19 protein-coding genes are annotated in these 19891 nt (G+C 60.6%); 11 read left to right on the forward strand and 8 right to left on the reverse strand.

All coding sequences use genetic code 11. The features are described from left to right. The first annotated feature begins 64 nt into the window (after positions 1-64). The 4 genes from QZ534_RS12705 (at position 65) to QZ534_RS12720 (ending at position 4606) form a co-directional block, all read left to right on the forward strand. Entirely contained in the window at positions 65-310 is a 246-nt protein-coding gene (locus QZ534_RS12705; RefSeq protein ID WP_296934837.1) for a hypothetical protein, read from the forward strand. Next, positions 303-2414 (forward strand): glucans biosynthesis glucosyltransferase MdoH, encoded by a 2112-nt coding sequence (mdoH, locus tag QZ534_RS12710; protein WP_296934838.1) that lies wholly within the window; start codon positions 303-305, stop codon positions 2412-2414. The genes QZ534_RS12705 and mdoH overlap by 8 nt, the downstream gene beginning before the upstream one ends. Further along, positions 2411-3961 carry a sulfatase gene (locus QZ534_RS12715; RefSeq protein WP_296934839.1) on the forward strand — a complete coding sequence of 517 codons (1551 nt, stop codon included), beginning with the start codon at positions 2411-2413 and terminating at the stop codon, positions 3959-3961. Before mdoH ends, QZ534_RS12715 begins: the two co-directional genes overlap by 4 nt. A 189-nt stretch (positions 3962-4150) precedes the next feature. Continuing rightward, on the forward strand, positions 4151-4606 hold the full coding sequence (locus tag QZ534_RS12720) for an Hsp20/alpha crystallin family protein (protein ID WP_296934840.1): 456 nt from the start codon (positions 4151-4153) through the stop codon (positions 4604-4606). A 41-nt stretch (positions 4607-4647) separates the two neighbouring features. Here the strand turns inward: QZ534_RS12720 and QZ534_RS12725 are convergent, their stop codons facing one another. From QZ534_RS12725 to QZ534_RS12760, 8 genes are all read right to left on the reverse strand, one after another. Then, positions 4648-4965 carry a PA4642 family protein gene (locus QZ534_RS12725; protein ID WP_296934841.1) on the reverse strand — a complete coding sequence of 106 codons (318 nt, stop codon included), beginning with the start codon at positions 4963-4965 and terminating at the stop codon, positions 4648-4650. A gap of 113 nt (positions 4966-5078) precedes the next feature. Beyond that, positions 5079-5912, reverse strand: coding sequence for a flagellar motor protein MotB (locus tag QZ534_RS12730; protein WP_296934842.1), 834 nt, complete (start codon positions 5910-5912; stop codon positions 5079-5081). Between the two features lie 4 nt (positions 5913-5916). Beyond that, positions 5917-6690 carry a MotA/TolQ/ExbB proton channel family protein gene (locus QZ534_RS12735; protein ID WP_202346270.1) on the reverse strand — a complete coding sequence of 258 codons (774 nt, stop codon included), beginning with the start codon at positions 6688-6690 and terminating at the stop codon, positions 5917-5919. Between the two features lie 55 nt (positions 6691-6745). Further along, positions 6746-7573 (reverse strand): shikimate dehydrogenase, encoded by an 828-nt coding sequence (gene aroE / locus QZ534_RS12740; protein ID WP_296934843.1) that lies wholly within the window; start codon positions 7571-7573, stop codon positions 6746-6748. Next, positions 7566-8492: an oxygen-dependent coproporphyrinogen oxidase gene (gene hemF, locus QZ534_RS12745; RefSeq protein WP_296934844.1), complete on the reverse strand. Its 927-nt coding sequence runs from the start codon at positions 8490-8492 to the stop codon at positions 7566-7568. Before hemF ends, aroE begins: the two co-directional genes overlap by 8 nt. A gap of 8 nt (positions 8493-8500) precedes the next feature. Then, a complete protein-coding gene (locus QZ534_RS12750; protein ID WP_296934845.1) occupies positions 8501-9073 on the reverse strand; it encodes an L-threonylcarbamoyladenylate synthase in 573 nt (190 codons plus the stop codon). 44 nt (positions 9074-9117) lie between these two features. Then, positions 9118-10260 (reverse strand): DNA-processing protein DprA, encoded by a 1143-nt coding sequence (gene dprA / locus QZ534_RS12755; RefSeq protein ID WP_296934846.1) that lies wholly within the window; start codon positions 10258-10260, stop codon positions 9118-9120. Positions 10261-10331: 71 nt separating this feature from the next. Beyond that, entirely contained in the window at positions 10332-11348 is a 1017-nt protein-coding gene (locus QZ534_RS12760) for a LysM peptidoglycan-binding domain-containing protein (RefSeq protein WP_296934847.1), read from the reverse strand. Between the two features lie 418 nt (positions 11349-11766). Here QZ534_RS12760 and def point away from each other — a divergent pair, with 418 nt between their 5' ends. The 7 genes from def to gmhB all read left to right on the forward strand — a co-directional run bounded on the left by def (position 11767) and on the right by gmhB (position 19800). Continuing rightward, positions 11767-12270, forward strand: a complete 504-nt coding sequence (gene def, locus QZ534_RS12765) for a peptide deformylase (RefSeq protein WP_296934848.1) — start codon at positions 11767-11769, stop codon at positions 12268-12270. A 90-nt stretch (positions 12271-12360) separates the two neighbouring features. Next, complete coding sequence (fmt, locus tag QZ534_RS12770) at positions 12361-13296, forward strand: methionyl-tRNA formyltransferase (RefSeq protein ID WP_296934849.1); 936 nt, start codon at positions 12361-12363, stop codon at positions 13294-13296. 1 nt (position 13297) lies between these two features. After that, entirely contained in the window at positions 13298-14599 is a 1302-nt protein-coding gene (rsmB, locus tag QZ534_RS12775; RefSeq protein WP_296934850.1) for a 16S rRNA (cytosine(967)-C(5))-methyltransferase RsmB, read from the forward strand. Then, positions 14596-15999, forward strand: coding sequence for a Trk system potassium transporter TrkA (gene trkA, locus QZ534_RS12780; protein ID WP_064229432.1), 1404 nt, complete (start codon positions 14596-14598; stop codon positions 15997-15999). The genes rsmB and trkA overlap by 4 nt, the downstream gene beginning before the upstream one ends. A 105-nt stretch (positions 16000-16104) precedes the next feature. Beyond that, positions 16105-17130, forward strand: a complete 1026-nt coding sequence (glyQ, locus tag QZ534_RS12785) for a glycine--tRNA ligase subunit alpha (protein WP_296934851.1) — start codon at positions 16105-16107, stop codon at positions 17128-17130. Positions 17131-17132: 2 nt separating this feature from the next. Further along, positions 17133-19214: a glycine--tRNA ligase subunit beta gene (gene glyS / locus QZ534_RS12790; protein ID WP_296934852.1), complete on the forward strand. Its 2082-nt coding sequence runs from the start codon at positions 17133-17135 to the stop codon at positions 19212-19214. Positions 19215-19242: 28 nt separating this feature from the next. Continuing rightward, entirely contained in the window at positions 19243-19800 is a 558-nt protein-coding gene (gene gmhB / locus QZ534_RS12795) for a D-glycero-beta-D-manno-heptose 1,7-bisphosphate 7-phosphatase (RefSeq protein WP_296934853.1), read from the forward strand. Positions 19801-19891 lie beyond the last annotated feature (91 nt).

A 19891-nucleotide genomic window follows, 5' to 3' on the forward strand; every position in this document is an offset into this window, starting at 1 on the left:
CAGTGGTCTGAAGTCTGAGCGGTAGCCGTATGTTTCGGGGTAATCCCGCATCCCGGAGATCCTTGTGGATACATTGGACGAACCGTTTGACAGAGCATTGCTGTACCTGCGCGCCGCAGGCCATGAGACCGGTCCGGAAACCCGGGCACGATTGCACGGCATGCTGCGGGCGAACAGGGCCGGAAATCCGGCCTTGAGTAACGGGCAATTGCTGGAGCTATTGCCCCACTGGTTTGCCCTGCCCGATCCCCATCCGGTTCGCCATCTGCCACCCATCACGCGGGCCAGTATCGGGTATCCCCGTGAATAGTGCCGGGTCCTGGCGCCCGATTGCTTTGCGGCGGCGCTTCCTGCTTGTTTTCCTTGTGGCCACACAAACCCTGGCCGGCATGTTTCTGTTTGCCCAGACCGTTCCGGATCAGGCCGCCACGGGAACAACGGCCACAGTACTGACGGTTTTCGGGGTGCTGTTTGCCTGGATTGGCGTGGGTTTCTGGACCGCGGTTTTCGGATTCGTCGCGCTTCGTTTCGGGGGCGACCCCTTGAGCGTATCCAGCCGTGTCAGGCCCAGTGGGGCCGCCGCGCCGCTCTCTGCCCCAACCGCGGTGGTGATGCCCATCTGCCATGAACCGGTTCAGCACACCTTCAATGGTTTGAAGGGGATCATCCAGGATCTTGAGCAACAGGGACACGCGGGCACCGTGGATTTCTTCGTGCTTTCGGACAGTCGCGACCCGGACATCTGGCTGGAGGAGCAGGCGACCTGCGAGCAACTGCGTCGGGAATTGGGTCCCGACCAGCAATTGTTCTATCGACGGCGCAACATCAACCTGAATTACAAGAGCGGCAATATCGCCGATTTCCTGCGCCGGTGGGGGCGTCGCTACCGCTATATGGTGGTTCTGGACGCCGACAGTCTGCTCAGTTCCAACTGCATTACCCGGCTGATAGAGCTCATGGAAGCCCGCCCCGAGGCGGGAATTATCCAGACCACACCCCGCCTGGCCCGGGCAGAAACACGGTTTGCCCGCCTGCAACAGTTTGCCAACCGGTGTTATGGCAGGCTCTACAGTGCCGGGCTGGCAGCCATCCAGTTGGGGGAGGCCACCTACTGGGGACACAACGCGATCATCCGGGTGGCTCCGTTCATGGCCCACTGTGGTCTGCGCAAGCTTCGGGGGCCCGGGCTGTTCAGGGGGCCGGTGCTCAGCCATGATTTTATCGAGGCTGCCCTGATGGGCCGGGCAGGCTATGAAGTCTGGCTGGAACCGGCCATCGCCGGCAGTTTCGAGGAATCACCACCAACCCTGGAAGACGATCTGATTCGCGACCGGCGCTGGTGTCGTGGCAATCTCCAGCACATGTGGTTGTTGGCAACCCTGGGCGAAATACGGCTGGCCCACCGGATGGCTCTGGTGACCGGCATTCTGTCCTACCTCGCTTCGCCCCTCTGGTTGGTTTTCCTGGGACTTTCCGGCTATGTGGCGCTGGCCGGACCGAATACTGGGCCGGCATTGCCGGGGGTAATGGCAACCACCGAAACCGGCTCTGGCGCGGGCATTCTGCTGGTCGTGGTAACGGCGCTGCTACTTTTCGGCCCCCGGTTGCTGGCCGTGATCGACCACGGGCTGGCCGGGCGAACCTCCAACTTCGGGGGCCTGTTCAGACTCTGTGGCAATACCTTTCTCGAAACACTCACGGCACTGGCACTCGCACCGATCCGGATGCTGGTTCACACTCTCCACGTGATCCGGGCTCTGCTGAATCTCAGGGTGGGCTGGCAGGGACAGAACAGGTCTGGCGGTCTCAGCCCCGGCCTCAGTCTCCGGCACGTTGGTCTGCTTCTATTTTCAGCGGCCGCAGGCCTTGCGCTCATTCACCAGCAGGCGCCGACGCTGACACCCTGGGCGCTGCCGGTGATGGCACCGGTGCTTCTGGCACCGGCCCTGGCCTGGTGGCTGGCCCGAAGGCCGGGTAAAGGCACCTGGCTGCAAGTGCCTGAGGATGGTCGAACCACAAGAGTGATTGAACTGGCCGACGCCGCACCCCAACTTTGCCGAAATCCGGGTCGGTTGAGCTGGTTCGAACAGGCAGTCCTGTCGCCGGTCTTTGCCCGCGTCTCCCGCGATGGCCGGCAGCCGGCGACCGGTAAAAAAGCACGGGCGCTGGAGCGGTTGGTCAATCGTTGTGCCGCGCAGGGCAAAAAGGGCCTGACTTGCCAGGAACTCAACCTTATCTGCAATCATCCGGAGGCCCTCGAAGCCCTGCATTGGCAGGCCTGGTATGCCACTCCCGAATCGCCCTGGCGAGCCCTGTTGGCTACCATGGCACAATCGGTTGAACTCGCTACCCCGGAAAGGGGTCCCTTGCCCCGTCGACGGAAAGAACTGGCCTGGCTGGAGACAGCTTCGTGATACTGGTCTGGCTGCTGGTTCTGAACGGGCTGTTCCTGCTTCCCTCCGTGGCATTGCCCGGCGATAATCCATGGCTTTCTGTGGAAGCTCTGGTTGTCTGGGCCCTCATTTGCGGGCTCAGGGAGCCGGAACAGAGGTACCGCATTTCACAGGCACTGGCTGCCCTGTACGGGTTGCTGGTTCTTCTGGTTCTGGCAGATACCCTGGTTCGGGAAAGTTTGGGCCGCGGGCTGAATCTGTACCTGGAACTGGGTCTGCTGGATGCAGCCTGGAACCTGCTGGATACCAACCTGGGCGCCGTTTGGGCAGTGCTAGCCCTCGCCGCTATGGCAACCGTGCTTGCCGGGGTGGCCTGGCTGTTTCACTACGGGCTGGAACGGCTGGCCCATCACTCCCCGGCGCGCCTGGGCAAACCCCTCTGGCTGGTGTCCGGCCTGTTCCTGGCCGGGGCCGTAACCCCATGGATTGGCAGCCCGGCGCTGGCTTTCGTTGCCAACCAGGCCTCCCTGATAACTCACACGCATATGACAACGCGGAAGTTTGCGGCCGAGCTGAACACCCAGCCCGGTCAACAAGGCCGGGCCACACCAATGCCAAAGCTCGCGCAAACCGATGTGATTCTGGGGTTTGTCGAGTCCTATGGCGTCTCGACGGTTATCGACGAGCGTTACCGTTCCATAGTCAACCCGGGGCTTGAAGCCATGGGCCGGTCACTCGAAGCGGCCGGGCTGACGGTCGCCACCGGCCGGCTGCAATCGCCCATCCAGGGGGGCCAATCCTGGTTGGGCCACCTGTCCGTACTCAGTGGCCAGTGGATCCACAACCAGCTTGCCTACGAGACGCTGCTCAGCAGCGGCTACGCCACCCTGATCGATGACTTCCGCAGCACCGGGCACAAGACCCTGGCCGTCATGCCTGCGATCACCCAGGCCTGGCCCGAGGGCCGACTGTTCCGGTATGACCGGATCTACGATCACGATGACCTGGATTACCAGGGGCCACCGTTCAACTGGGTCACCATGCCCGATCAGTACACCTGGCACCGGTTTCAGGCCATTCGCGAAGCCCATCAGGGGCCACTGTTCGCCGAACTGGCCCTGATCAGCAGTCATGCCCCGTGGGTGCCGGTCCTGCCGGTGCTCGACGACTGGCAAAACATCGGCAACGGCGAGGTATTCCGCCAATGGGAGGGCGCCGGCGAGGCTCCGGTTTCGCTGTGGCGCGATCCTGACAGGGTCCGCGAACATTACGGTCAGGCGATTGCCTACGCCCTGGAGGTGGCCGGGGGCTTCGCTGCCCACTACCTGCGCCAGGACGCCCTTATGATCATCCTGGGTGACCACCAGCCGGCACCACTGATTACGGGGGAGGACGCCAGCCGGGATGTCATCGTTCATGTCATCAGTGCCGACCCCGCACTGGTAAAACCCTTCCTGTCCGGAGAGCTACCGGGATTTCGACCCGGCATCCGGCCCGATCCGGAAACCGCCGGTACCACCATGAGCCGTTTCCGCCCGTTCCTGCACCGTCATTTCGGTGAACTCTGAACCCGACTTGACCCTGGTCAAAATTCCATCAAACCCACCCTTGAAAACATCCCTGGTGCACCTACATTCGAAAATAGCAGAGGTTCACGGATAACCATCCGGCTGGCGCCACCGGCATGGAGCTGTTCCGCGATCGAAGCTGATGTTCACTTATTCAGATTCGTTTCGTTTACAAAGGAGGGATGCTTTATGAGCAATCTTACCCGCTGGAATCCGGTTAATGAGTTCGAAGACCTGATGAACCGCTATAACCGCATGTTCGGCCTGACCCGTTCAGGGAGCGAGCGCGAAGGCAAAGACCTTTTCAGCCGCAGCGACTGGGCTCCGGCCGTAGACATCAAGGAAACCCCGGAGGCCTTCACCATTGAGGCCGAGTTGCCGGGAATGTCGAAGGAAGACGTAAAAGTAACGGTACACGAGGGCGTTCTGAGCATTCAGGGTGAGCGCAAAACCGAAGACGAAACCAAGGACAAAAAGCATCACCGGATTGAGCGTTTCTACGGTAGCTTCCTGCGCCGCTTTACGCTGCCGGACAACGTCGATGAAAACAGCGTAAAGGCAAACTTCAAGGACGGTATGCTGACCCTGACGCTCCAGAAAGCCGAACCAAAAGAGCCCAAGGCGATAGAAGTCGACGTGCAATAAAGGTCGACAACCTCAGGTTACAACCGACGACCGCGCCGGGATCAATTCCCGGCTGCGGCGGTTTGCCTGGCACCCGCCTTTTCCAGTGCCCTGGCATAATCCACACTGCGACGATGCCGCGAGATCAGGTCCAGAATGGTTTCGCCTTCGGGGCCAGGGGCATTGAGGTCCCGGCCTTCAGCAATGAAAAATCCGATAAAGCGTTCGAAATCGTCCGCCCGCATGGCCTGGTAGGCTTTCACCAGGGCATGGTAGTCGGCATTCTCGGCAGCATCCCAGGGGCGGATATCCAGAAAACTCCTGACCCGCTCATCGCTCCATTCCTCGCCAATCACTTTCGGCTTGTCCGGTCCACTCATGTTTGCTCTCTCGCTTCACTGTGCCAGTCAATTCTCGGACGCACAGTATAAAGCCCTGAAAGCAGTACAGTTATATGGATTGCGCATGAGAAGCTGCACACCGGCTATAAGACTCAGGGCATGATTTCGACAGGCAGGTCCCCGGTGGGCACTTCGTCGTTGCATTCAGGATTGCGGATGGCTATTTCTACCCGCCGGTTCAGGGCACGATTCTCCGGCGTGTCATTGGGCGCAAGCGGGTTGGTCTCGGCGCGCCCGGCCGCCACTACCCGCTCAGCCGGTACCTGGCGGTTCATCACCAGCTCATGCACCACGGACACGGCGCGAGCCGCAGAAAGGTCCCAGTTCGAACGGTAGCGGTCACTGGAAATGGGCCTGTCATCGGTGTAGCCGGATACCAGCACATCACCGGTACAGGCAGACAGCACGTTAACCACTCGTTCGATGATCGGGATCATCTCGGGTTTTATGGCCGCCTCACCAGATCGGAAAGTAGCCTCCTCCGAGAAGCGGATGACCACCTGGTTCTGGTCGTAATTGACACTCAGGGCCTCGGAGGCCACCTCCGATTCCAGTTCCCGGATCATACGGCTGGCCAGATCAATCACACCTCCCGGAATCTGGGTGGGCGCAGCCCCCTCCGCCCGCTCATCAATGAACTCGGGTTCCCTGGTCTGGGACTCTGTTGGTTCGGGGAGGGAGACTGTCTCTGATTCAATTATGGTCAGCGGCGAGCCACCAATATCCTCCGCGAGGACATTGCTGGAGCCAAAGGCGACCGCCATGGAATTGGCCATGGCCCGGTACTTCTCAACGTCCATTTCGGCAAACGACAGCAGCAGGATAAAAAAGGTCAGCAGCAGTGTGGCCAGATCGGCAAAGGTAACGATCCAGGCCGGCGTCTGGTTCTGCAGACGCTTCCTGTTTTTCTTCTGGACCAGTTCCAAACCCTCAGGCCTCCCGCTCCGGCGCCAGGCCGGTGCGCTGCTCCGGGTGGACAAACGAAGACAGCAGTTCGGTCATCACCCGGGGGTTCTCGCCGCGCATGATGTTCTTGATGGAGGTAATGATCAGCATCTGGTTCCGGGCCTCGTCCTCCGCTTTCAGTTGCAGCTTGTCGGCCAGGGGAAGGGCAATCAGTTGGGCAATAAACGCACCGTACAGGGTGGTGAGCAGGGCGATTGCCATGGCCGGACCAATGGAAGAAGGATCGTCGAGGGTATTGAGCATCTGCACCAGGCCCACCAGGGTGCCGAGCATACCGATGGCCGGGGCCGATTCGCCGATACCCCGGAACACGCGTTCAGCCACTTCATACCGCTCGGCGGTCTGCTGGGTTTCCTGGGCCAGCGCCTCCTCCACCAGTTCCGGCGGGTGGCCGTCAACACAGAGATTGATAGCCTTCTGAAGGAACTCATTATCCGTCTGGTGGTTTTCCAGGCCCAGAATGCCCTCTTTACGCACCACCATAGCCAGTGATCCCACTTCCCGGATCAACTCTGCCGGCCGCGCCATGCGGTCGGTAAAGGCTGCCGACATGGCCAGGCGAAAAGCGCTCATTACCGAGGCCATTCGGAACTTGATCAGGGTAACGGCAAAGGTCCCGCCCACCACAATGGCAAGCCCGGGAAGATTCAGGAACGTCAGGAAGGAGGCATTGGCCAGCATCGCCAGAATGACGATCAGGACACCAGCCACAAGCCCCACAAGGGTAAGAATATCCATCGAAAATCCCTACGGAATGTTGACCCTGAGCATAGCCCAATCCGGGCGCCCCGGCTCAGTCGTTACGCAATTCCTCAATGACAGGGCGGGTGGCAGGGCTGATACCTCGCCAGATCCGGAACGATTCCGCTGCCTGTTCTACCAGCATACCAAGCCCGTCATGAACGATCTGTGCGCCCTGTTCAAGCGCCCACTGATTGAACGTAGTGGTCTGCAGGGAATACATCATGTCGTAGACCACCGTTTGCTCATCAATCACTTTCGGCGACAGCGGGGGCAAATCGCCCTGGAGGCTGGCACTGGTGCCGTTGATGATCACGTCAAACGGCTCACCGGGCTGCTCGAATCCGCAGGCGGCAAGCACGGTCTCGCCGGCCACGGGTATAAACAGGTCAACGAGGGCTTCCGCCTTGGCGACCGTCCGGTTGGCAATGGTAATCGAGGCAGGATGCTCCGCCAGGATCGGACCCAGAACGCCACGGACCGCGCCGCCGGCGCCCAGCACCAGAATGCGGGTCGCCTTCAGCGCGACACCGTGATTGGCAACCAGATCCCGGACAATCCCGCACCCGTCGGTGTTGTCAGCGGTGAGCCGGCCATCGTCATCCAGGTACAGGGTATTTGCTGCGCCGGCATTCTCGGCCCGCTCGGTGCGGCGATCGGCCAGCCTCCAGGCCTCTTCCTTGAACGGCACGGTCACGTTCAGGCCCTTTCCGCCACGCTCAAAGAATTGCTTCAAAGTGCCGGCAAAATCATCCAGCGGCGCCTGGATCGCCGTGTACTCGACCGGTTCCCCAGTCTCGCTGGCAAACAGGCTGTGGATCCTCGGCGATTTGCTGTGGCTGATGGGGTTGCCAACCACCGCGTAGAGCTCGTTAGTCATCTTGGGTCTCCAGCCAGTTGCGACCGGTCAGAAAGTAGTCGGTAAGACGGGCTTCTTCCGAGCCGGGCTCGGCGGTCCGGTTATAGTCCCAGCGCACCAGAGGCGGCAGGGACATCAGTATGGATTCCGTCCGGCCGCCGGACTGCAGGCCAAACAGGGTGCCCCGGTCATAAACCAGGTTGAATTCCACGTAACGCCCGCGGCGGTAGAGCTGGAAGTCCCGCTCACGGTCGCCGAATGGGTGGTCCATGCGGCGGCGAACAATGGGCTCGTAGGCATCAATATAGCTGTCACCCACGGCTTTCATCAGGCCGAAATCCTGCTCGAAGTCGCCGGTGTTATGGTCATCAAAGAACAGCCCACCGACGCCCCGGGGTTCGTCCCGGTGTTTCAGGTAAAAGTAGTCGTCACACCAGTCCTTGAAACGCTTGTAGGTGCCTTCTCCAAAGGGTTCGCAGGCGGCTCGGGCCGTTCTGTGCCAGTGCACACAGTCCTCCTCGAAACCGTAGTAGGGCGTGAGGTCGTAGCCACCACCAAACCAGTACACCGGCTCACTGTTCTTTGGCGTGGCAATAAAAAACCGGACGTTGGCGTGGGAGGTTGGCACATAGGGATTGTTGGGATGGATAACCAGCGAAACACCCATGGCCTGCCAGGGAGCACCGGCCAGATGGGGACGGTGGGCCGTGGCGGAGGCCGGCATGGTGTCACCCATCACATGGGAGAAGTTGACACCACCTTTCTCGAACACCCGGCCTTCGGTGATCACCCGGCTGACACCGCCACCGCCTTCCGGCCGGTCCCAGGAATCCCGGATGAAGGATGCGCCATCATCGATGGCCTCCAGCCGGCTACAGATAGATTCCTGCAGGCCCAGCAGATACTGCTTTACCGCCTGGCTATCGGGTTGCTGTGCCATAAACGCTCCTAACGAAGTTGCTGACCGCTGACAATATCAATAATACGGCTGGGTTTGCGATTGCCGCCCAGTGCCCCGGGCACTATCCAGTCGAGCTGATCGCCAAAGTACCCCCTCACCTGCCAGATATGCCGGGCTGGCTGACGCCCGGCCGGATTGCAGGATGTCGAGACCAGCGGCATTCCGATGGCATCACAGAGAGCCCGCACCACAGGATGCTCGCTGACCCGCACCGCAATGGAGCTATGGTTTCCGCGCACCCATTCCGGAATCTGGCGCTCTGGGTCCGGCAGCAGACAGGTCACCGGGCCCGGCCAGTGGCGCTCGGCCTCGGCTTGAAGCGTTTGAGGCAGGGGGTCGAGCAGGAAGCGGATCTGGTCAACGGACGACGCCACCAGAATAACGCCTTTCTCGACCGGGCGTTGTTTCAGCTCCAGAATGCGCTCTACCGCCTCCTTGTCCCAGGGATCACAACCCAGGCCCCAGACAGCCTCGGTGGGATAGGCGATAACACCGCCACTGAAAACCGTGCGGCGGGCACAGTGTAGTTGCCAGTCAGAAAGGGGGCGGGAGTGGGCCATACTGCTCTTGTCAGAATCGATCAGGGTAGATGGTTACACCAGATTCAGGCGATTTTCTGGAAGCCTCCCGGTGCCGAACTGACCAGGCCCTGCAACTCAAGAAGCAACAGGGACTGCATGAGCTGATCGGCGGGAAGACCGGTTGCTGAACTCAGTGCGTCGGTTGATTGTGGATCATACCCTAAAGCCTCGAACACCGCGATTTCCCGACTGTCCAGGCCGGCGAGAGGCCCTTTGTCATGGCGCTTTGGTTCGGGCTCTGACGCCGGTTCAGGCGTATGCAGCGGGGACCACCAGGCGCCCAGTTCCTCCAGAATGTCATCCACCGTTTCCACCAGTCGGGCACCCTGCTTGATCAGATGATGACAGCCCCGGGCAACCGGGCTATGCACCGAGCCGGGGATGGCGAACACTTCCCGCCCCTGTTCCAACGCCATCCGGGCCGTGATCAGGGAGCCACTGCGCAGACCCGCTTCCACCACCAGCACCCCACGGCTCAGGCCGCTGATAATCCGGTTGCGCTGGGGAAAGTGCGCGGCTCTTGCCGGTGTGCCGGGGGGATACTCGGAAATCATCAGTCCGCTGGCGATAACCCGCTCACCCAGGCGCCGATGCTGGTGGGGGTAGATACGGTCCAGGCCGCAGCCGATCACCGCTATGGTGGGGCAACCGGCATCCAGTGCACCGGCATGGGCAGCCCCATCGACACCCAGTGCCAGACCGCTGGTCACCAGCAATTCCCGGGTACTGAGTTCCGAAGCAAACCGCCGTGCGTGGTCCAGACCGGCTCGAGTGGCCTTGCGGCTACCGATAATGCCAATCTGGTCCCGGGCCATAAGCCCTGTATCACCCCGGGTGTAAAGCACCAGGGGCGCATCGTGAATGTGCCGGAGCTGCTCCGGGTAATCTGGGTCCGGCCAGGTGAGAATGCCGATGCCATGCCTGGCGCATTGGTCCTGTATGGCCCGGACCTCACGAATGGCCGGATGGGACAAATCCTGCTGCTGCCAGGCCTGAATCGCGTTTATGGCGTCCGCCGCCAAGCCCATGGCCCGCAAGGTTGCGGCATTCATGGAGAGCAGTTGGGGCAGGTCAGGGAATTCTGTCAGCAGTTCACGCCGACGGGTGCGGCCGAGGTTTGGCAGGCAAGTGAGAAACAGCCATTGGGCTGAGGCAGAGGAAAACACGGCATCGTCCTTGGAAACAACGAGGCCGGACCGTCCTGGTCCGGCCGATTTGTCTATCGGTAGTCAGTCACTCAGGGGTTGGTGACCTTGTCACCCACTGTCAAAGCACGGGTGGCCTGAAGTACAAGACCGTAGCTCATCTTTTCGTAGGCCTGGAACACCATCAGCAGCCCGGCACGCTCTGAGGGCAGCTCGATGGTTTCTCCGGTCACCGGATCACGTACCAGATTGCCGCTTTTCAGAACGGCCATCACGTTGCCGGCTTCCAGCCCTTCCCGGGTTCCACGGTTGATGGCCACCACATCGAACTGACCGATCTGGCTGACGCCACCGTCGACAGAGATCATCTGTCCTTCAATATCCTGATCAGGAGCGCTGGGCACGAAGCTGGTGGTCAGACGGCGGTCTTCGCTCACCATCAGCCGGTCGCCGATGCGAACTTCTTCGTTGGAGCTGGTCAGATTCACGGTCAGCACGTCGCCGTTTTCCCGGGCCACATCGCCACGGGCAATACTACGGGCTTCAAGGCCAAGGAACTCGCCCGTTTCCGGATCGCGGAATTCCTTGCTGCGACGGAAGATCCCTACCTTGTCCGCAGGCTTCTCACCACGAGCGTAGAGCTTGTCGCCGGCACCCGTGATGATCCGGCCATCCTCACCTTCGAGAACGTAGGGAGCACCATTGATCTCTTCCGGGCTGACAATGCGGGTGTCGGTGAGGAAGCTGCCGATGGCATCCAGCGGAATGGCAGGGATGGGCGTATCAATAGGCTCGGAGCGCACCTTCGGCGACAGCTTCACCACATCGTTGCTGGCAACCTTGGTAATCCGGGGTTTGCCATCGATATAAACCAGGGCAAGGCGATCACCGGGGTAAATCAGGTGAGGGTTGGCGACCTGCGGGTTTACATGCCATATTTCCGGCCAGTACCAGGGGTTATTCAGAAAACGGGCCGAAATGTCCCAGAGGGTGTCACCCTTAACTACGGTGTAACGCTCGGGATGATCGGACCGCAGCTCCGGTGCAGCATGGGCCCAGGAGGTTAAAAGCAGCGTAGTTGCTGCCAGAGCGTACAGCAGTTTCCTCATTGTGTAAGTCCTTGATCGCGTGCCTTGATTCTTTGCATTCTGTTGGGATGCAGTCAGTTTCCTGCAGCTTATTACGTTGTTATTCCAGTTACTATAGAAGAAGTCTCGCAAATTGTGATGTTATCTTTTGTTCTTCCAGTAAATTCTATCCCGCCGTTGAAAGATTTTAACTATTAACTGATCAGTTTGTACTCAATCGACGAATTGTTGGATAATAGTCTTATAAACGTTGATAACCCCGCCAGCCGTTGAAAGCTGGGGTTCTGCCCCGATAATAGTAGAGGCAGGGCGAAAATTTGCGCAGTACGCTGTCGCATTTCGGAGATCAGTTTCACACTGTTACAAAGAGCAGCAAAGTCAAAAGAGACGTCGGCATAATTCTGCAGGCGTCCCGACATACAGGCGAAAAGACCGACCTATGATACTAGAGATTCTCGAATACCCGGATCCCCGTCTGCGTACCATTGCCAAGCCGGTAGATGAGGTAACAGACGCCGACCGCAAGCTGATCGACGACATGTTCGAGACCATGTACGATGCGCCCGGCATTGGCCTTGCAGCCACCCAGGTGAACGTTCACAAGCAGATCATCGTTATGGATCTGTCCGAGGACAAGAGCGAGCCGCGGGTGTTCATAAATCCTGAGGTGGAAGTGCTGGACGGCGAACGGGAAGCCATGCAGGAAGGCTGCCTGTCGGTACCCGGTTTCTACGAAGACGTCGAACGCATCGAACACTGCCTCATCCGGGCGCTGGACCGGGACGGCAAACCGTTCGAACTCGAAGCGAAAGGCCTGCTGGCCGTGTGTATCCAGCATGAGATGGATCACCTGAACGGCAAACTGTTTGTTGACTATCTCAGCTCGCTGAAGCGCAACCGGATTCGCAAGAAGCTGGAGAAGCAGCACAAGAAGAGCGCCTGATCAGACTGCAGGCGAAAAACAGACACCAGCTTCCGGACCGGGCCATGACCCGGTCTTTTCGTATTACAACGGAACAGAGAGCAAAACACCGTGCGACTCGTTTTTGCTGGCACACCGGATTTCGCGGCAACCGCGCTTAAATCACTGATTGACGCCAACCACACCATTGTTGGCGTTTATTCCCAGCCGGATCGGCCTGCCGGTCGCGGTCGAAAACTGCAGCCCAGCCCGGTCAAGCAGGTGGCTCTGGACCATGAGATCCCGGTTTTCCAGCCCGAAACACTGAAAACGCCGGAAGCTCAGAAGCAATTGGCCGACCTGAAACCGGACGTGATGATTGTCGCCGCCTATGGCCTGATCCTGCCGAAGGCGGTGCTGGACATCCCGACCCATGGCTGCCTGAACATCCACGCCTCGCTGCTGCCCCGCTGGCGCGGCGCTGCACCAATCCAGCGGGCCATCGCCGCGGGCGATACCGAAACTGGTATCACCATCATGCAAATGGACGAAGGCCTGGATACCGGGGCCATGTTGTTGAAATCCCTCACCGCTATCGACGACAGCGACACCGGGGGCAGCCTGCATGACCGCCTCGCGGAGCTCGGTGGCAAGGCCATCACTAAGGCTTTGGAGTTGCTTCGGAAAGGTGAACTTACCGGGGAACCGCAGAACGACGAGCTGGCCTGCTACGCCAGCAAACTGAGCAAGACCGAAGGCCATATTGACTGGACCAGAGACGCCCAAGCCATCGAGCGGCTGGTTCGCGCTTTCAACCCCTGGCCCGGAACCTACACGGATCTGGGTGATCAGCGAATCCGCATTCACGAGGCCCGGGCCCTGGTTGCCACCAGCGATGGTCTGCCGGGAACCGTGGTGCAAAGAGACCGGGAAGGTATCGACATTGCCTGCGGTAGCGGCACCCTGCGCATCACCCGCCTGCAATTGCCAGGCTCCCGTGCCCAGAGCGTGAACGACCTGATCAACGGTGGCAAGGAACTGCTCATGCCCGGCCAGGAGCTGCGCTGACATGGGGGACCGACAACAACCCATGCGCGCCATCGCTGCTGGCGTGATGCTGGCCGTGGAAAATGGCCAGTCCCTGTCCCAGTGCCTGCCACCGGCCCTGAATCGCCTCCCCGCGAATGAACGCCCCGAACTCCAGGCCCTCTGCTATGGCACCTGCCGCTGGTTTCACCGGCTGGATGGCGAGCTTAATGGCCGGCTGAAAAAACCCCTGCGCAAGCCGGACCGCATCGTCCATCACCTGATGCTGGTGGCCCTGTTCCAGTTGCGCTTCAGCCAACAGGCCACCTACGCAGTACTCAATGAAACCGTGGAAGCCTGCCGGGCCCTGGACAAACCTCACCTTACAGGACTGGTTAATGGTGTTCTGAGGGCAGCAGAGCGAGAAGGCGCGCCGGAGCCGGCCGATGAGTCGGCCCGCTTCAGTCACCCGGTGTGGATGGTGGAAAAGCTCCGCCACAACTGGCCCGATGACTGGCAACAGATTCTGAACGCCAACAATGCCCAGGCGCCCATGACCTTACGGGTGAACGCCCTTCGGTTCGGTCGGGATGAATACCTGGGCCTGCTGAAAGAGGCTGGCATTGATGCCAGCCCGACCCGATTCGCGCCCCACGGCATTCAACTGGCCAATCCTGTGCCTGTCGACCGATTGCCCTGGTTCGCTGACGGCGCCGTCAGCGTGCAGGATGAGGCAGCGCAGCTGTGCACAACCCTGCTGGAGCTTGCCCCGGGCCAGAGAGTGCTGGATGCCTGTGCCGCTCCCGGGGGCAAAACCTGTGCGATTCTCGAAAGCTGTGGCGAGCTGGCGGAAGTGGTGGCCATTGATGAATCCGCTGAACGCCTGCCCCGGGTGCAGGAAAACCTTGATCGCCTTGATCTCAACGCCACGCTGAAACAGGCGGATGCCGCCGCGACCGGACAATGGTGGGACGGCGAGGTATTCGATCGCATCCTGCTGGACGTGCCCTGCAGCGCCAGCGGCGTGATTCGCCGACATCCGGACATCAAACTGTTGCGCAGAGAATCCGACATTACCCCGCTGGCGGCCATACAACTCGGGTTACTGGAGGCCCTATGGGCTATCCTGAAACCCGGAGGCCGGCTGGTGTACGCCACCTGCTCGGTGTTCCCGCAGGAAAACCACCGTATAATCCAGCGGTTCTGCAAACAGCAGACCGATGCCATCCATATTGAGCCAGATGCTCAATGGGGGCGCGACATGGGAGCAGGGCGGCAACTGCTCCCCGATCCGGACAGCCATGATGGCTTCTTCTATGCCGTGCTGGAGAAACCCGAACCATGAAAATCCTGATTCTCGGTGCCGGCCAGGTCGGCGGAACACTCGCCGAAAACCTCGCCAACGAAGCCAACGACATCACCATCATCGACAGTGATGGCGCCCGATTGCGCGAGTTGCAGGACCGGCTCGACATTCGCACCGTCCAGGGCGCGGCGTCCTATCCCACGGCACTGCGACAGGCCGGTGCGGAAGATGCCGACATGCTGATTGCCGTCACCAACAGCGACGAAACCAACATGGTGGCCTGCCAGGTAGCCAAACTGCTGTACAAGACCCCGACCACCATCTGTCGGGTGCGCGCCAATGCCTACCTGGCAAAATCCGAGCTCTTCTATCAGCGCGACCAGACCAAGGATCTCGACAGCCTGCGGGGCTTCCCGATTGACGTTCTGATCAGCCCCGAACACCTGGTGACCAAACACATTACCCGGCTGATCGAGAATCCCGGTGCACTTCAGGTACTGGAGTTTTCCAAGGGCCTGACCCGCCTCGTGGCCATTCGCGCCACCCGGGGAGGCCCTCTGGTGGGGCACGAGCTGTCTTACCTGCGCACCCACATGCCCAAGATCGATACCCGGGTGGCGGCTATCTTCCGGAAAGACCGGGCGATCATGCCCGAGGGCAACACCGTTATTGAGGACGGTGATGAAGTGTTCTTTATTGCCGCCGGCGATCACATCAAGTCGGTGATGAGCGAGCTGCAACCGCTGGTAAAACCCTACAAGCGCATCTTTATCTGTGGGGGCGGCAATATCGGTCAGCGGCTGGCCCATACCCTGGAAAACCGTTATCAGGTCAAATTGCTGGAGCGGGACCACGAGCGTTGCGTGATGCTCTCGGAGAATCTGCGCAAGACCGTGGTGCTGGAGGGCAACGCTGCCAACAAGGACATCCTGCTGGAAGAGAACATCGAGAATACCGATGTGTTCTGCGCGGTAACCAACGACGATGAAGCCAACATCATGGCCTCACTGCTGGCCAAGCGCCTTGGCGCCCGCAAGGTACTGACCCTGATCAACAACCCGGACTACGTGGACCTGATCCAGGGTGGCGACATCGACGTGGCCATCTCGCCCCAGCAAACCACCATTGGCAGCCTTCTGACTCACGTACGCCGGGGCGATGTGGTAAACGTTCACTCACTACGCAGGGGCGCTGCCGAGGCAATTGAAGCGATTGCCCACGGCGACCACCGGTCCTCAAAAGTGGTTGGCAAACGGCTGGACGAGATCAATCTGCCAGAGGGTACGACCATCGGTGCCATCGTTCGCCGCAATGAGGTCCTGATCGCCCACGATCACCTCCGGATCCAGCCCGACGACCACGTTATCCTGTTCCTGGTGGACAAAACCCGTATCCGGGATGTGGAAAAACTCTTCCAGGTTGGACTCACCTTCTTCTGACTTAGAAATACACAGCCAGCACGCGTATAATGCGCCTTTCTTTTTTCGGAGTGCCCCGAAGGACAGCCGGGGCGCCACACACAGACTGATCAGCAGGCAACCGTCGTGACAGACAAGGCAAAGCAACAGACAACTCCGGATATCGGGACCTTCCAGGGCCTGATCCTGGCTCTGCAGAATTTCTGGGCGCAGCACGGCTGCGTGGTTCTCCAGCCCCTGGACATGGAAGTGGGTGCCGGCACCTTCCACCCGGCCACCTTCCTGCGTGCCATCGGGCCGGAAACCTGGAACGCCGCCTACGTCCAGCCCAGCCGCCGCCCCACTGACGGCCGCTACGGTGAGAACCCCAACCGCCTGCAGCACTATTACCAGTTCCAGGTGGTTCTGAAACCATCACCGGATAATATTCAGGAACTGTACCTGGATTCCCTGCGCGCGCTGGGCCTTGATCCACTCGTGCACGACATCCGGTTTGTCGAAGACAACTGGGAGTCTCCCACACTGGGCGCCTGGGGCCTGGGTTGGGAAATCTGGCTCAACGGCATGGAAGTGACCCAGTTCACCTATTTCCAGCAGGTCGGCGGCCTGGAATGCTTCCCGGTCACCGGTGAGCTCACCTACGGGCTTGAGCGAATCGCCATGTACCTGCAGGGCGTCGACAGCGTATACGACCTGGTCTGGACCGAAGGACCGGACGGCGTGGTCACCTACGGCGACGTGTTCCACCAGCAGGAGGTGGAGATGTCCACCTACAACTTCGAGCACGCCGACACCGAATTCCTGTTCCACAGCTTCGACGTTCACGAGCGGGAAAGCGCCCGACTGATCGAAGCCGGACTGGCCCTGCCGGCCTACGAACAGGTGCTCAAAGCCTCCCACACCTTCAACCTGCTGGACGCCCGGCACGCCATTTCGGTAACCGAGCGTCAGCGCTTCATCCTGCGGGTTCGCACCCTGGCCCGCGCAGTCGCCCAGGCCTACTTCGACAGCCGTCGTTCACTTGGCTTCCCGCTTGCCCCGGAGGCGTTGCGAAAGGAAGTCCTCGCCGCCGCTGAGGCCGCCGACGACAAGGCGAAAAGCAAGAAGGGCAAGAAAGCGAAGAAGGCACAGCAGGAACAGGGGAACGCATAACCATGGCTACACAGGATTTTCTGGTCGAACTGGGCACCGAAGAGCTGCCTCCCAAGGCCCTCAAGCCACTGTCTGACGCCTTCACCCAGGGCATTGCCCGGGGGCTGGAAGACGCCGGGATCGAATTCGGCAAGGTTGAAGCCTTCGCCGCTCCGCGCCGCCTGGCCGTGCGCATCCGGGATCTGGCGGATGCGCAGCCGGACAAGTCGGTGGAAAAACGTGGTCCTGCCGTCAAGGCAGCCTTCGACGACGCCGGCAACCCGACCCGCGCGCTGACCGGCTTCGCCACCTCTCTGGGCGTTACCCCGGACCAGCTCGACACCCTGGAAACCGACAAGGGTGCCTGGGTGGTCTACCGCACGGTCGAGCAGGGCAAGCCCACCGTAGAGCTGATGCCGGAACTGGTGGAGCAATCCCTGGCCGGCCTGCCGATTCCCAAGCGCATGCGCTGGGGTGCGCACCGCACCGAGTTTGTGCGCCCGGTCCACTGGGTAGTGATGCTGTTCGGCAACAAGGTGATCGAGGCGCCGATCATGGGGCTGACCCCGGGCAACAAGACCCGCGGCCATCGCTTCCATTGCCCGAAATCCCTGATCGTGCCCACGCCGAACGATTACGAAGTCGTCCTCAAGCAGGAAGGCTATGTGATTGCCGATTTCGCTGAGCGTCGGGAACAGATCCGTGCCTGCGTGACCGAACTGGCCGAGAAGGAAGCCGGTGGCAAGGCCGTCATTGATGAGGACCTGCTGGACGAAGTCACCGCGCTGAACGAATGGCCGGTGCCGTTGATGGGCCGCTTCGAGGAGCGTTTCCTGGAAGTCCCGGCCGAAGCCCTGATTTCCTCCATGAAGGAACATCAGAAGTACTTCCACGTGGTGGCTGCCGACGGAGAAATGCTGCCGCTGTTCATCACCGTGGCGAACATCGAGAGCAAGGATCCGTCCCAGGTTGTTTCCGGTAACGAGAAAGTGATCCGGCCCCGCCTTTCCGACGCCGCCTTCTTCTACGAGACAGACCGGAAGACAAAACTCGAAGACCGCATTGACGCCCTCAAGCCCATCGTGTTCCAGGAGAAACTCGGCAGCATCTACGACAAGTCGGTACGCGTCGCGGCCCTGGCAAAGAAAATTGCAGATGCCATCGGCAGCGATCCGGCCCTGGCCGAGCGCGCGGCCATGCTGGCGAAGACCGATCTCGTCACCGAAATGGTCCTGGAGTTTACCGATCTGCAGGGCATCATGGGCCAGTACTACGCCGCTAACGACGGCGAACCGGAAGACGTGGCCAAGGCACTGAACGAACAGTACATGCCCCGTTTCGCCGGCGATGACCTGCCGACCACTCTCACCGGCTGTGCCATTGCCATCGCAGACCGTCTGGACTCCCTGGTGGGCCTGTTCGGCATCAACCAGCCGCCATCAGGCACCCGAGACCCGTTCGCCCTGCGCCGTGCCTCCCTGGGTGTGTTGCGCATTATCATCGAGCGAGAGCTGCCGCTGGACCTGCAGACCTGCTGCGAGTGGGCCGAAGAGAACTTCACGGTACTGACCGAGCAGAACACCGCCAGCACCGTGGTGGACTACATGCTTGAGCGTTTCCGCGCCCACTATGACGAGCAGGGCATTGGCGCCGAGGTTTACCTGGCCGTGCACGCCCGCCGTCCGACCCGCCCGCTGGATTTCGACCGCCGGGTGAAAGCGGTGGAAGCCTTCCGCCAGCTGCCCGAGGCCCAGGCCCTGGCTGGCGCCAACAAGCGGGTTTCCAACATCCTGACCAAGCAGGGTGGTGACAGCATCGGTGAAACCGTCGAGGCCAGCCTGCTGCAGGACAACGCCGAAAAGGCCCTGGCCGAGCAGGTGGACCAGCAGGCTGCCAAGGTGCTGCCATTGTTCGAGAACGGCGACTACGCCAGCGCCCTCAGCTCACTAGCCAGCCTGCGGGCACCGGTGGACAACTTCTTTGATGAAGTGATGGTCATGGCCGACGATGAGGCCGTCCGGAACAACCGCCTGGCTCTGCTGAACCGGCTGCGCAACCTGTTCCTGCGCGTTGCGGACATCTCCCTGCTGCCCACAGCAGGCTGAGACCGGCCGAAGGAACGCGCGCACAGCGATGCTGATCATTCTGGATAGGGACGGGGTCATCAATGAGTACGATGGTAATTACATCTGCTCGGCGGATGAATGGCACCCCATTCCCGGCAGCGTGGAAGCGGTGGCCCGGCTCTGTAATGCCGGCCACCGCATTGCCATTGCCACCAATCAGTCCGGCATAGGTCGGGGTTACTACGACACCGATGAACTGGACGCCATGCATGAAAAGCTGGAGCAACTGGTGGAAGCCCAGGGCGGCTGCATCGACTTCATAGCCTACTGCCCCCACCACCCCGACGACCAATGCTGCTGCCGCAAGCCACTGACTGGCCTGCTGGAGCAGATCCGCGAGCATTTTCATCTCGCCAGCCTGGAAGGCGTCATCATGGTGGGTGACAGCCGAAAGGATCTTGAGGCCGGCCACGCTGAAGGCTGTCGTCCGGTACTGGTTCGAACCGGCAACGGGTTGGATACAGAGCGCCACCTCGACGCCAGGCCCATACCCGGCGCCGATGTCAGTATCTACGACAATCTCAGCAAATTTACGGATGCCCTTTTATCCGCCGAGGGCTGGTAAAACCAAAGCGAATCCGTATAATACCGGCCGTTGATCGGCGTGTGGCGCAGCTTGGTAGCGCACTTCGTTCGGGACGAAGGGGTCGCAGGTT

The sequence above is a fragment of the uncultured Marinobacter sp. genome (genome assembly GCF_913055835.1).
Lineage (GTDB): Bacteria > Pseudomonadota > Gammaproteobacteria > Pseudomonadales > Oleiphilaceae > Marinobacter.

Excerpts from the sequence above, each read along its gene's own strand:
- QZ534_RS12750 (WP_296934845.1), bottom strand. The coding sequence starts at position 9,073 with ATGGCCCACTCCCGCCCCCTTTCTGACTGGCAACTACACTGTGCCCGC.
- aroE (WP_296934843.1), bottom strand. The coding sequence starts at position 7,573 with ATGACTAACGAGCTCTACGCGGTGGTTGGCAACCCCATCAGCCACAGC.
- glyS (WP_296934852.1), top strand. The coding sequence starts at position 17,133 with ATGGCTACACAGGATTTTCTGGTCGAACTGGGCACCGAAGAGCTGCCT.
- def (WP_296934848.1), top strand. The coding sequence starts at position 11,767 with ATGATACTAGAGATTCTCGAATACCCGGATCCCCGTCTGCGTACCATT.
- hemF (WP_296934844.1), bottom strand. The coding sequence starts at position 8,492 with ATGGCACAGCAACCCGATAGCCAGGCGGTAAAGCAGTATCTGCTGGGC.
- gmhB (WP_296934853.1), top strand. The coding sequence starts at position 19,243 with ATGCTGATCATTCTGGATAGGGACGGGGTCATCAATGAGTACGATGGT.
- QZ534_RS12735 (WP_202346270.1), bottom strand. The coding sequence starts at position 6,690 with ATGGATATTCTTACCCTTGTGGGGCTTGTGGCTGGTGTCCTGATCGTC.
- trkA (WP_064229432.1), top strand. The coding sequence starts at position 14,596 with ATGAAAATCCTGATTCTCGGTGCCGGCCAGGTCGGCGGAACACTCGCC.
- QZ534_RS12760 (WP_296934847.1), bottom strand. The coding sequence starts at position 11,348 with ATGAGGAAACTGCTGTACGCTCTGGCAGCAACTACGCTGCTTTTAACC.
- QZ534_RS12720 (WP_296934840.1), top strand. The coding sequence starts at position 4,151 with ATGAGCAATCTTACCCGCTGGAATCCGGTTAATGAGTTCGAAGACCTG.
- rsmB (WP_296934850.1), top strand. The coding sequence starts at position 13,298 with ATGGGGGACCGACAACAACCCATGCGCGCCATCGCTGCTGGCGTGATG.
- QZ534_RS12725 (WP_296934841.1), bottom strand. The coding sequence starts at position 4,965 with ATGAGTGGACCGGACAAGCCGAAAGTGATTGGCGAGGAATGGAGCGAT.